We start from the raw sequence: 11,935 nt of genomic DNA, 5'->3' as shown, positions 1-11,935 counted from the left end.
CACAACAACTTGATGAGAGGGGGCCATATCCTTCATGAGCAAGCGTATAACACAAGACATGGCGTATCGGCAATCCCTGATGAAATACGCGGAGAACTACGGGGTCAGCCGCGCCAGCCGGAAGTACAACAAGAGCCGGTCATACATCTACTTCTGGAAGACCCGCTGGGACGGGACGGTGCAGTCCCTGGCCTGCCCGTCCAGACGCCCGCACAGCCATCCCAATCAGCACACAGAGGCGGATCTGAAGCTGATCCGGGATATGCGCCGCAGAAACCCCAAGTTAGGTATGGTGGAACTGTGGCACCGCCTGCGGCAGCGGGGCTATACCCGCCGCCCGGAGAGCTTGTTCCGGGTCATGCGCAAGCTGGGACTGTTCCCGCAGGCCGAGAAGAAAAACGCATACAAACCCAAGCCTTACGAGCAGATGACCTATCCCGGCCAGCGGGTCCAGGTGGATGTGAAAGTAGTGCCCCGCAGGCGTATTGCAGACCAGGAGCTTCGCCTGTTCCAATATACGGCTATTGGCGAGTTCACCCGCCTGCGCTTCCCGGCTTCCTACCCCGAGCAAACGACTTACTCCTCCGCCGATTTCCTGAAAAAGTTGCGGAAGTGGTATGCCTGCCGAGGCATCCGGGTGGAGTGCGTCCAAACGGATAACGGTTTTGAGTTCACCAACCGCTTTCCCAACAGCAAGTGGGACCTTCCCACCCTGTTTGAAGCTGCCGCCGCTAAACCAGGCATCCGGCACAAACTCATCCGTCCTTATACACCCCGCCACAACGGTAAAGTGGAACGTAGACACCGGGAGGACCAGAAACGGTTCTATGCTTCTCACACTTTTTTTCCTTGGACGACTTTAAAAACCAGCTCGCCATCCACAACCGCCGCTCCAACAACTTCCCCATGGGGCCCCTTCACCGGCTTTCTCCCGCAGAGTCCACTGTCCAATATGTTTGACTAACCTACATTTTTTGATGCTCCTGTTTGATACAAACTCCATGCCAGTTCCCGGCCCCTGCGGCGGACAGGCAAAAACCGGGAGGTCTCAAATCAATGAGACCTCCCGGTAAGCAATTACCTATGGTGTTCTCTCAGAGACACCGCTTCGCGCCTGCTCAGCGGACAGAGTGTACCCGCATGGAGTGATTTACCTTGCCAATCACCAGCATGGTACCCACGGTGGTGGCGATAGCGATCACAAGGCATACGATCTGAGGCACATAGTCGATGATGAGACCGGTGATGACATAGTTGACGAAGGAGATACCGGCCACAGTCAGAGCGTAGGGCAGCTGCGTAGCCACATGGTTCAAATGGTAACACTGTGCACCCGAGGACGCCATAATGGTCGTATCAGAGATGGGCGAGCAGTGGTCGCCGCAGACCGCGCCGCCCAAGGTGGCACCGATGCCGACCATCAGGATGGGCACATTGTTCAGCGCATCAACCGTCAGGTTGTCGAAGCCGCCGGGGGTGAAGATCTCAAGCACGATGGGAAGCAGGATGCCGAAGGTACCCCAGGAGGTGCCGGTGGCAAAGCCCAGGCCGCAGGCAATCAGGAATACCACGGCGGGCAGCATGTTGTGCAGCGCGGGCCCCATCTGCTCCACAATATGAGCCACAAACTCAGGGGCGCCCAGACCGTAGCGGGTCACGCCGCCGATGGTCCAGGCAAAGCACAGGATCAGAATGGCCGGGACCATCTGCTTAAAGCCCTCCGGCAGGCAGTCCATCAGTTCCGTGAACTTCATGGAACGCCGGACCATGAAGTAGATGAAGTTGACGATCAGCGCGATACCGGAGCCGAAGGGCAGGCCGAAGAACGCGTCAGTGTTGGCGAACATATCCAGCAGAGTAGTACCGCCGTTCAGATAGCCAGCGTAGATCAGGCCGCCCACGCAGCCGATGATGAGGATGATCACGGGAATGATCAGGTCGATCACCTTGCCGTTGGGGTTGAACTTCATCTCCTCCGCACCGGCGAAGGGACGCTCAGGCGTGGTGTACAAATCGCCCTTGGCGGCGTTATCCTCGTGGGTCTTCATGGGACCGTAGTCCACATTCAGAGCGGTCATGATGATGATGAAGACCATGGTGAGAATCGCGTAGTAGTTATAGGGGATGGCCCGCAGGAAGATCTGGAAGCCCAGCTCCTCGTTGTTGATGACGCCGGTAACGGCGGCAGCCCAGGAGGAAACGGGCATCATGATACAAACGGGCGCGGCGGTGGCGTCGCACATATAGGACAGCTTGGCGCGGGAGATCTTGTGGCCGTCGGTCACGGGACGCATGACGTTGCCGGTGGTGAGGTTGTTGAAGTAGTCGTCCACGCCCAGCACGATGGCCAGGATAAACGTGGCCCACAGGGCGCCGGACTTGGTCTTGATGTGAGCGACGGCCCAGTCGCCGTAAGCCTTGGAGCCGCCGGCCCGGATCATCAGGGCCACCATGGTGCCCAGAATGACCAGGAAGATCAGGATACCGGCGTTGCCGCCGATATTGCCGCCCAGCTCCGTGATGAACAGATTGAACGCGTTGATGGGATTAAAGTCGGCCTGAAGCAGGAAGCCCACGATGATGCCGATGAACAGGGACGAATAGACTTCCTTGGTGATCAGCGCCAGAACAATTGCCACCACAGGCGGCAGCAGGGACCAGATGGTGCCATAGAAGCGGCTGACCGCTTCTCCGTCCCCTTCTGCAAAGGCGACGGTCATAAGTACAGATGCGAGCGCGAACAGAACGATCAGTAGCTTGCCAAATTTTCTCATGCGAGCTGAGTTCATTCATAGCCCTCCCTTAAAAATTGCGAATCCTAAAAGCCTCCCCAACCCAAGGATTCACGTATATGATACACCATCATTCACAATTTAGCAATACTTTTTCGGCAAATTTGCTATACACCGCTTACTTTAACTTGTTAAATTACCGCATCTTGAGCAAAAACCCCTGATTTTCCAAGGCTTTGATTACCCTTTGGTAAGTATCGCCGTCCGGACAGCGGATGGTGTGCAGGTGGATCCCGCCGGTCAGCCCGGACAACGGCTTTGCCTCGTGTTCCGCCACCCGGCGCAGAAATTCCGCCACGTCGTACCGGGAGCGCAGGCGCAGCACGCCGGTAAGCTGTCCGTAGACCGGGTGCTCCACGATCACGTCCACCACCTCGCCCCCGGCGTCCACGATGGCGGTAAGCTCCGCCCCCATCTGCTCCGGCGTGTGGACGCAGGCCACGCTGCCTGTGACCCCCGCCTCGCCCCGCCCGGCCAGATACCCCCGCGGCGTGGCGGAGATATCCGCTCCGCCAGCCCGCAGCAGGGCCACGTCTCCCACAATGATCTGACGGCTGACGGAAAAGCGGCGCGCCAGCGCGGCGGCGCTGACGGGTCCGTCCGCCGCCCGCAGGATCTCGTGCACCGCCCGGCGGCGTTCTCCCGCGCTGAGTGAGGCCATAAACGTCCCTCCAAACTGTACGATTTTTGGCTGCTGGGGCCAGTATAACATGTTTGAAGCGCCCACGCAAATCGCCTTGCTTTTTGGGCCTTATTCGCGTAAAATAGAGGGTAACCTCAGTGGACGGAGGACCCTGTATTGAGAAAGGACGTGGAGCGGATGGATCGGGACGAGGCCTTTGAATTTCTGGACCGCACGGCCCGGGGCATTGCAGAGATGTTCGGCTCCACCTGCGAGACGCTGGTCCACGACATGGGAGATCCGCGCCATCCCATTCTGTCCATCTACAATGGACATGTCTCCGGCCGGACGGTCGGCTCCACACTGGATATTCTGGGGACCGCACGGGAGCTGGATCAGGACGCTCTGGTCACCGACTTTGTCAATCTGTATGCCACAACCCCGTCCGGACAGCAGATTAAGAGCAGCACCTTCCATTTGATCGGGGCGGATTACAATCTGGCCCTGGGCATCAATTTCGATTACTCCTCCCTGGTTTACGCCAACCGCATCCTGGTGGACCTGATGAGCGCCGAGGCCGACCTGCAAAGCGCCATGTGGCACGGCGGCGAAGGGCAGCTGGACCAGGTGTTTGAGGAGTGCCTGGCGGCGGTGGGCAAGCCGGTGAACGCCCTGAACAAACGGGACCGGATGAAGATCATCGCTCTTCTGGATCAGAAAAACGCGTTTTCCTTCCGCAAATCGGTGCCCTTTGCGGCCAAGCGGCTCCAGGTATCCCGGTACACGGTGTACAAATACCTGGGCGAGCTTTCCGGGAGCGCCGGGGGACGGAACGAATCAAAAAAGGAGGAACCCTGATGGACCGCGCGCAGATCGAAGCCTATTTTGACGACCCCAAGCGTCAGGAGCAATTGGTTCAGGCCATCTCCCGCCTGGTGCGCATCCGCAGCGTACGGGAGGACGCACAGCCGGGCATGCCCTTCGGCCCCGGCCCCGCCGCCGCGCTGGCGGAAGCGCTCGCACTCTGCGGGGAGCTGGGCCTTTCCGCCCAAAACCACGAAAATTATGTGGGCACCGCCGACCTGAACGAAAAAGAGACCCGCCTGCACATCCTGGGCCATCTGGACGTGGTGGGCGAGGGCACCGGCTGGACCGTGACGGAGCCTTATACGCCCAAGCTGGTCGACGGCATGCTCTACGGCCGGGGCGCCGACGACGACAAAGGCCCTGTGGTATGCGCCCTCATGGCCATGCAGGCCGTGCGGGAGCTGGGGGTCGAGCTGAACTACAACGTACGCATGATCCTGGGCACGGATGAGGAGAGCGGCTCCGGGGACATCGCCTATTATTATGCCCGGGAGCCCTACGCCCCCTATACCTTCTCCCCCGATGCGGAATTCCCCGTGATCAACATTGAGAAGGGCAGCTATAAGCCCGCCTTTACCAAGACCTGGGCTCCGGAAACCGCCACCCCCAGGGTCACGGCGCTGCAGGGGGGCTTTCGCATCAACGTGCTGCCGCCCGAGGCGGAATGTGTGGTCACCGGCCTCTCCGCCGCGGCCGCCCGTCCCTATTGCGACCGCTCCGCCGCCGAGACGGGAGCGGTCTATGAGCTGAGCGAAGCGGGGGATGACCTGCGCATCCTCTGCCACGGCAAAGGCGCCCACGCCTCCCTGCCGGAGGAGGGCAACAACGCCATCACCGCGCTGCTGCATCTGCTGTGCGCCCTGCCGCTGGCCAAGGTGGGCAGCACCGCCGCGCTCCATGCCCTGAACGCGCTCTTCCCCCACGGGGACTGCGCGGGCCGCGCTCTGGGCATCGCCCAGTCCGACGCCGTCTCCGGCGCGCTGACGCTGGCCTTCTCCCTGCTGGAGGTCAACAAGCACGGCCTCTCCGGCCGTTTTGACAGCCGCTTCCCCCTGTGCGCCACGGAAGAGAACTGCAAGTTGGCCGCGGAGGCCGCCTTTGCCAAATTCGGCTTCACCGTGGAGGGCGGCATGGACGCCCCGCACCATACCGACGCCGATTCTCCCTTCGTGCAGACGCTGCTGCGCTGTTATGAGGCGTATACCGGGCGCACGGGCGAGTGCCTGGCCATCGGCGGCGGCACCTACGTCCATGATATCCCCGGCGGCGTGGCCTTCGGCTGCGGCATGCCCGGCTTCAACGGCAACATGCACGGTGCCGACGAGCACACCTGCATTCAGGATCTGCTCACCGCCTGCAAGATCTTCACGCAGGTCATCATTGACGTGTGCGCCTGAGCCGCCGCTCCGGGGCGGCTCAGACACAGAAAAGAGCAAAGAAAGGGAACGTGACCCCATGAGGCACATCTGCACGCGCGCCTGTGCCGCGGCCCTGGCGGCCGCCCTGGCCCTGTCCCTGGCGGCCTGCGGCGGCAGCGGCGTCAACACCGAGGTCGCCACGCAATACGTCCAGGGCATCCTGGACCGCAATTATCTCGGCCAGTATGACGCGGACTTTCTGGAACGGATCGACTGTTCGGAAAAGGAGGCCGAGGAGGACTATTTGGACGGCCTGGAGGTCGAGGCCAATTACTTTGCCGGCGTGTTCGGGATCGACTTTATGGAAGGCGACGTCCTGGACGAGGCCGTGGATCTGTACCGGCAGGTCTATGCCCGGTCCAGGTTCACGGTGGACCCCGCCGCCAAGATCGACGACGCCACTTATGGCGTGAAGGTTACGGTGGAGCCCATCGACGTATTTCATCTGGTCGCCGACGAGCTCACCTCCGACACGCCCGCCTCCTCCCTGGTGCAGGCGTTTGACGCCGCCTACTCGGATTTGGACGTAAACGCCATGACGGACGAGGAATACCATGCCTACGACGCCGCCTGGGCCCGGATGATCATCGGCCTGACGCTGGAAAAGCTGCCGGAATCCGGCTATCTGGAAGCCGAGAGCAAGGTGGTCCAAGTAGTCCGGGACGAAGAGGATCTGTGGAGCATCCCCCAGTCCGACTATGACGATCTGGACTGGCTGATCATCGACTATAATTTCTGAGAAGCACAAGGCTGCCTTTCCCGCTGTTTCAGCTTATCGAACAAGCGGCAAAGCCACTTTTGGACCGTCTGAACCAGCGTGACCCGGCCCCGAATGGGGGCCGGGTCACGCTGGTTTTCATAGGGACGCTTCCCTGTACCGCTTGGCTGCACGGATGAATTCCCGGAACAGGGGGTGAGCCTTATTGGGACGGGATTTGAACTCCGGGTGGAACTGCACGCCCACAAACCAGGGGTGCTCCGGCAGCTCCACCACCTCTACCAGATGCCCGTCGGGCGACAGGCCTGCCAGCGTCAAGCCTTTGCTGGTAAGCACCGTACGGTAGTCGTTGTTGAACTCATAGCGGTGCCGGTGCCGCTCGCTGATCTCCTGGGCGCCGTAGGCCGCCGGGGCCCTGACCGCCTCCGGCGTGAAGCGGCAGGGGTAGGCCCCCAGGCGCATCGTACCGCCCTTGGCGGTCACGTCCCGCTGGTCGGGCATCAGGTCGATGACCGGGTGGGGCGTGTCGGCCAGTTCACTGGAATGGGCCCCCGCCAGGCCCGCCACGTTGCGTGCAAACTCCACTACCGCCATCTGCATCCCCAGGCAGATGCCGAAATAGGGCACCTGATGCTCCCTGGCGTATCGTACGGCGGAGATCATACCCTCCACCCCCCGGTCGCCAAAGCCGCCGGGAACCAGCACCCCGTCACATCCGGCCAGCACCTGGGCGGCATTTTCGTCGGTGACGCCCCCGGAGTCCACCCAGCGGACGGACACTTTCACATCGTTTTCGATCCCTCCGTGGGTCAGTGCCTCGGCCACCGACAGATAGGCGTCGTGCAGGGCGGTATACTTGCCCACCAGGGCGATCTCCAGCTGCTGCGTGGCGTTTTTGGCCCGCTCCACCATGGTCCGCCAGCCCTCCAGATCGGGCGCGGGGCAGTTCAGCCCCAGCCGCCGGCACACCACGTCGGCCAGTCCCTCCTCCTCCAGCATGAGAGGCACCTCGTACAGGATGGGCGCGGTCAGGTTGGGGATCACGTTCTCGGGGGGGATATTACAGAAGAGGGAGATCTTCTGGATGATGTCCCGGGGCACCGGATACTCGGAGCGGGCCATGATCACATCGGGCTGGATCCCCAGGGCCAGCAGCTCCTTCGCCGAATGCTGAGTGGGCTTGCTCTTAAGCTCTCCGGAGCCGGGGATGGCCACGATGAGGGAGACGTGAACGTACATCACGTTCTGGCGCCCCACCTCGGCCGCCACCTGACGGATGGCCTCCAGAAACGGCTGGGATTCGATATCGCCCACCGTGCCGCCGATCTCGGTGAGCACCACGTCCACCCCCTCGTTGCGTCCCACCCGGTAGATGCGTTCCTTGATCTCATTGGTGATATGGGGGATGACCTGGATGGTGCCGCCCAGGTAGGCGCCCTCCCGCTCCCGGTTCAGTACCGACCAGTAGACCTTTCCGGAGGTCACGGAGGAATGCACCGTCAGATTCTCGTCGGTGAAGCGTTCATAGTGGCCCAGGTCCAGGTCGGTCTCCGCTCCGTCGTCGGTGACGAAAACCTCGCCGTGCTGGTAGGGGCTCATGGTGCCGGGGTCTACGTTGAGATAGGGGTCGAACTTCTGGAGGGCCACCTTCAGTCCCCTGGCCTTCAGCAGCCGCCCCAGGGACGCCGCCGTGATGCCCTTGCCCAGGCCGGAGACCACGCCCCCGGTGATAAAGATATACTTTGCCATTGTGTTTCCTCCCATGCAGCATGGGACGCCATTGCCCCGGGACGCCATTGTCCCCGCCTTCTTCTCACAAAAAATCTGTTTCATTTTACTGCGCCGGGCCGGGCCCGTCAAGGGCTATCTGCAAGAAAACGCCTTCTCTCCTGCAACTTTTTTCGCAAGGTTGAAACCCTGTTGTGATCAGGCTTTTTCTGTGCTATAATGTTAAATTACCAACCCGATCAGGAGGTCGTCATCATGGTCACATTGGCCCAGAGGATTGAAGCGCTGCGTACGGAACGGGGCTTGAGCCGCCCGGCCCTGGCGGCGGAGCTCGGGCTGCCGAAAGGCGCCGTTGAAAAGTTTGAGACCGGCCGCCAGACCCCGTCCCGGGAGCAGCAGGAGAAGCTCGCGGGCTACTTTGGGGTCTCGCTGTTCTATCTCCGGGGCGAGAGCAACGACCGCACCCGGCAGGAAACCTGGATGGATGCCGCCTGGGATCAGGACGAACCGGCACGGCCTGCGCCCGCCCCCCGTCCCGCGCCGCCGCAGGCCCAGCCGTCCCAGCCCGGCGGCGGGATGCTGGACGCCCTGCTGGCCAGCAAGCAGACCCAGCAGCTGCTGCGCTCCATCGTGCTGGATACGCTTCGTTCTCCCGAGGGCCAGGCCCTGCTTGCCAACCTGATCCGCAAAGAACTGGCCGGCGGACGGTAAGCGGCCGCGCAGAAAGAAGGACGTTTGATGGAATATAAGCTTGGATTTATCGGTACGGGCAATATGGGCGGCGCGCTGGCCGTGGCCGCCGGCAAGTCCATGGACCCCCGCCGGATCGTCGTTGCCAACCGCACGCCGGAAAAGGCCCGGGCGCTGGCCGCTCAGGTGGGCTGCGCTGCGGCGGAGCACAACGAGGATGTGGCATCGCACGCCGAGTACATCGTCCTTGGCGTCAAGCCCAACGTCATGCGGGACGTGGTGCGGGGCCTCTCCCCCACGCTGGCGGCCTGCGTCCGGGCAGGCAAGCCCCGGGTGCTGGTCTCCATCGCCGCCGGGATCCCCGTGGCGGCCATCAAGGCCTGCCTGGAGGTGGATGTGCCCGTGATCCGGGTCATGCCCAACACGCCCGTCCTGGTGGGACAGGGCATGCTCCTGCTCGCCAGCAGCGCCCAGGACCCCGGCGAGGTCAGCGAGGAACGCTTTGCCGAATTCCAGCGCATGTTCGCCGCCGCGGGCGACTTTGAGCGCATTCCCGAGAGCGCCATGGATATTACCGGCGGCGTCAGCGGCTGCACGCCCGCTTATGTCTACCTGTTTATCGAGGCTCTGGCCGACGGCGCGGTGCAGACCGGCGTGCCCCGCGCGCTGGCCATGCGCCTGGCCGCCAAGGCGGTGCTGGGCAGTGCGGCGATGGTGCTGGAGACCGGGAAACACCCCGGCGCGCTGAAGGATGCGGTCTGTTCCCCCGGCGGCTCCACCATTATGGGCGTAGCCGCCCTGGAGCAGCACGGCTTCCGCGGCGCCGTGGCCCGGGCTGTGGTCCAGTCCACTGAAAAAAACTGCGCGCTGGGCAAATAGCGTTGAACCGGAAAGGAGCCTTCTTTGGGTCTGCCGAAACAGGCCCAAGGACTTGTTTCGGCAGACGGGTGGACGATGGGCAGGGTTCGGCTTCCTGCGAAAAGGCCGCCCGATGCGTCCTGAAATGGACCGTCTTTGATTTTGTTCCGCCGTCTGTCCGCGCCCGGGGTGCAGGCGCGTCAAGGGGCGCGTGCAAGCGCGGGAAGGCCCTCCGGAGGGTTTTGGAGCGCAACCCCGCAGGGCGGCGCGGAGACGGCGGCGGCTGCGCCGCCTTACGGACGCGGCACACCCCCTGGGGGTGAACTCTGCGAAGCGGACGATGACGATACGGTCTCAGCACGCCGAAGGGGGCCCCAAATGGGGCCCCCTTCGGCGTGTATTCTATAAGGCCGCGAGGATTTCCGCCGCTTCTTCCAGGTCCTCTGCCCGGCGCAGGCGGACCACCCGGCGGCCGGCCAGGCCGCTGATATCGGCACAGCAGGCGCAGCAGCCGCCCACGACCAGCAGCGCGTCGTACTCCCTGCCGGCCTCGGCCCGCACAAAACGGACGTTGGGGCAGCGCTCCGCCAGCCGGCCGACCAGTGCCGTCCGGTCGTAGCGCGGATTACAGCCGCCGCAGTACCGCACGCCGGTCACGGCATGCTCAGCCAGGGAACCGGGCTGGGTTCGATCCCGGCGTGTCATCCGGCATTCCTCCTTTTTGTTGGGACGCCGGCTCCAGGAGGGAGCCGGCGGTGGGACGGCTGGCGGGCGCCTTTCCCGCAGCCGCTTCTACCAGTCGCAGTGGAACCTGCGGGTGAAATGGCGGATCAGGTCGGGACGGAAATCGGGGTGGGCGATTTGGATGAGGGCGCGGGCGCGGTCGCGGAGGGTCCTGCCCTTGAGGTGGGCGGCGCCGTACTCGGTGACGATATAGTCCACGTCGTCCCGGCTGGTGGTGACGGCGGCGCCCTCGTCCAGGAGGGGGACGATCTTGGAGGTTCTGCCCTTCACCGTGGAGGGGAAGGCCAGGATGGCGCGGCCGCCCCTGGACATGGCCGCGCCGCGGATGAAGTCCACCTGGCCGCCGGTGCCGGAGATCTGCTTGTAGCCCACCGTCTCGGAGGCCGCCTGGCCCATCAGGTCCACCTGGACGCAGGAGTTGATGGAGACCATGTTGTCGTTTTGGCAGATGACGCGGGGATCGTTGACGTAGTCCACCGGGGCCATCATCACGGCGGGGTTGCGGTGCGCGTAGTCGTAGAGCCTCCGGGTGCCCATGAGGAAGGCCGCCACGCTCTTGCCGGGCTGGAGGGTCTTGCGGCGGTTGTTGATGACGCCCCGCTCCACAAGCTCGACCACGCCGTCGGAGAACATCTCGGAGTGGATGCCCAGATCGTTTTTATCGCCCAGGAACCGGAGCACCGCGTCCGGGATGGCGCCGATGCCCAGCTGAAGGGTGTCGCCGTCCCGGATGAGGGCGGCGCAGTTGCGGCCGATGGCCTCCTCCACCGGGCCGATGCTGGGGGGAGAGAGCTCGATGACCGGCGTGCTGCGGGGCACGAAGCAGGTGATCTGTTCCACCGGGACGGTGGAATGCAGGCCCAGGGTAAAGGGCATCTGGTCGTTGACCTGGGCGATGACGGTCCTGGCCTGCTGTACGGCCTGGTACGTGTAGTCCACCGACACGCCCAGGGAACAGTTTCCGTTTTCGTCCGGCGGGGTCACCTGGATCAGGGCCACGTCCACCGGCAGCACGTCCGGGTCCCGGAAGAAGCCGGGCACCTCCCAGAAGAAACAGGGGGTGAAGTCCCCCCGGCCCTCAAAGACCGCGTCCCGGGTGGCGCCGCCCACGAAGAGGGCGTTGTGGCGGAAGGCGCCGGCATACTCCGGCCTGCAGTACTCCGCCTTGCCCATGGCCACCATGTGGACGATCTCCACATTTTCATAGGCCGCCGCGTTTTGCACCAGAGCGTCCAGCAGGCAGGAGGGCTCGCCGCAGGCGTGGCCCACCACCACCCGGTCGCCGGAGCGGATCAGCCCCACCGCCTCCTCCGGGGAGGCGGTATGGGATGCATAGTAAGCGTTCCAGTCGGCCATGGCTTACTCCTTGATATGGGCGATGGTCTTGGCCAGCTCCTTCTTGTGCTGGAGGTTGCCCTGGCGTGCGATCATGATGCGCTGGGCCTGGGGGGAGCCGGCGCCGTGCAGGCTTTCGGTGCGGTAGCCCACGGCGGCGGTG

Annotated in this window: 11 protein-coding genes and 1 pseudogene; 6 read left to right on the top strand and 6 right to left on the bottom strand. The window is 63.3% G+C overall.

Features of this window, described 5'->3' with window-relative positions; genetic code table 11:
• Window positions 1-34 precede the first annotated feature (34 nt).
• Window positions 35-964 (top strand): DDE-type integrase/transposase/recombinase, encoded by a 930-nt coding sequence (locus MR825_RS04890; RefSeq protein WP_243204688.1) that lies wholly within the window; start codon window positions 35-37, stop codon window positions 962-964.
• A 154-nt stretch (window positions 965-1,118) separates the two neighbouring features.
• Here MR825_RS04890 and MR825_RS04885 read toward each other — a convergent pair whose 3' ends face one another.
• Together MR825_RS04885 and MR825_RS04880 are read right to left on the bottom strand one after the other, a co-directional pair.
• On the bottom strand, window positions 1,119-2,789 hold the full coding sequence (locus tag MR825_RS04885) for a Na+/H+ antiporter NhaC family protein (RefSeq protein WP_287879228.1): 1,671 nt from the start codon (window positions 2,787-2,789) through the stop codon (window positions 1,119-1,121).
• A gap of 139 nt (window positions 2,790-2,928) precedes the next feature.
• A complete protein-coding gene (locus MR825_RS04880; RefSeq protein WP_186906951.1) occupies window positions 2,929-3,453 on the bottom strand; it encodes a transcription repressor NadR in 525 nt (174 codons plus the stop codon).
• Between the two features lie 138 nt (window positions 3,454-3,591).
• On the opposite strand from MR825_RS04880, the gene MR825_RS04875 reads away from it, so the two are divergent.
• The 3 genes from MR825_RS04875 to MR825_RS04865 are packed head-to-tail and all read left to right on the top strand — an operon-like array spanning window position 3,592 to window position 6,438.
• On the top strand, window positions 3,592-4,272 hold the full coding sequence (locus tag MR825_RS04875) for a helix-turn-helix transcriptional regulator (protein WP_243204689.1): 681 nt from the start codon (window positions 3,592-3,594) through the stop codon (window positions 4,270-4,272).
• A complete protein-coding gene (locus MR825_RS04870; RefSeq protein WP_186906952.1) occupies window positions 4,272-5,678 on the top strand; it encodes a Sapep family Mn(2+)-dependent dipeptidase in 1,407 nt (468 codons plus the stop codon). The genes MR825_RS04875 and MR825_RS04870 overlap by 1 nt, the downstream gene beginning before the upstream one ends.
• A 58-nt stretch (window positions 5,679-5,736) precedes the next feature.
• Window positions 5,737-6,438: a hypothetical protein gene (locus MR825_RS04865; protein ID WP_287879225.1), complete on the top strand. Its 702-nt coding sequence runs from the start codon at window positions 5,737-5,739 to the stop codon at window positions 6,436-6,438.
• 117 nt (window positions 6,439-6,555) lie between these two features.
• Here the strand turns inward: MR825_RS04865 and MR825_RS04860 are convergent, their stop codons facing one another.
• The gene (locus MR825_RS04860; protein ID WP_256176559.1) at window positions 6,556-8,166 is read right to left on the bottom strand and encodes a CTP synthase; all 1,611 of its coding nucleotides are present in this window, start codon (window positions 8,164-8,166) and stop codon (window positions 6,556-6,558) included.
• Between the two features lie 234 nt (window positions 8,167-8,400).
• Here MR825_RS04860 and MR825_RS04855 point away from each other — a divergent pair, with 234 nt between their 5' ends.
• Window positions 8,401-8,856 carry a helix-turn-helix domain-containing protein gene (locus tag MR825_RS04855; protein ID WP_186906955.1) on the top strand — a complete coding sequence of 152 codons (456 nt, stop codon included), beginning with the start codon at window positions 8,401-8,403 and terminating at the stop codon, window positions 8,854-8,856.
• A 15-nt stretch (window positions 8,857-8,871) separates the two neighbouring features.
• Window positions 8,872-9,714: pseudogene (proC, locus tag MR825_RS04850) on the top strand (pyrroline-5-carboxylate reductase); the annotation flags it as partial.
• A gap of 381 nt (window positions 9,715-10,095) precedes the next feature.
• On the opposite strand, the gene MR825_RS04845 reads toward proC, so the two are convergent.
• The 3 genes from MR825_RS04845 to MR825_RS04835 form a co-directional block, all read right to left on the bottom strand.
• Window positions 10,096-10,398 (bottom strand): hypothetical protein, encoded by a 303-nt coding sequence (locus MR825_RS04845; protein WP_256176560.1) that lies wholly within the window; start codon window positions 10,396-10,398, stop codon window positions 10,096-10,098.
• An 87-nt stretch (window positions 10,399-10,485) separates the two neighbouring features.
• Window positions 10,486-11,793 (bottom strand): acetyl-CoA hydrolase/transferase family protein, encoded by a 1,308-nt coding sequence (locus tag MR825_RS04840; RefSeq protein ID WP_256176561.1) that lies wholly within the window; start codon window positions 11,791-11,793, stop codon window positions 10,486-10,488.
• Between the two features lie 3 nt (window positions 11,794-11,796).
• Window positions 11,797-11,935 (bottom strand): 4-hydroxyphenylacetate 3-hydroxylase C-terminal domain-containing protein (locus tag MR825_RS04835; RefSeq protein ID WP_287878934.1); only part of this gene is annotated, 139 nt, incomplete at its 5' end.

It is taken from the genome of Lawsonibacter sp., assembly GCF_022777125.1.
In the GTDB taxonomy this organism is placed as follows: Bacteria; Bacillota; Clostridia; order Oscillospirales; family Oscillospiraceae; genus Lawsonibacter_A; species Lawsonibacter_A hominis.
The sequence above is the reverse complement of the archived record's forward strand: the minus strand, read 5'-3'. Positions and strand labels throughout refer to the sequence as shown.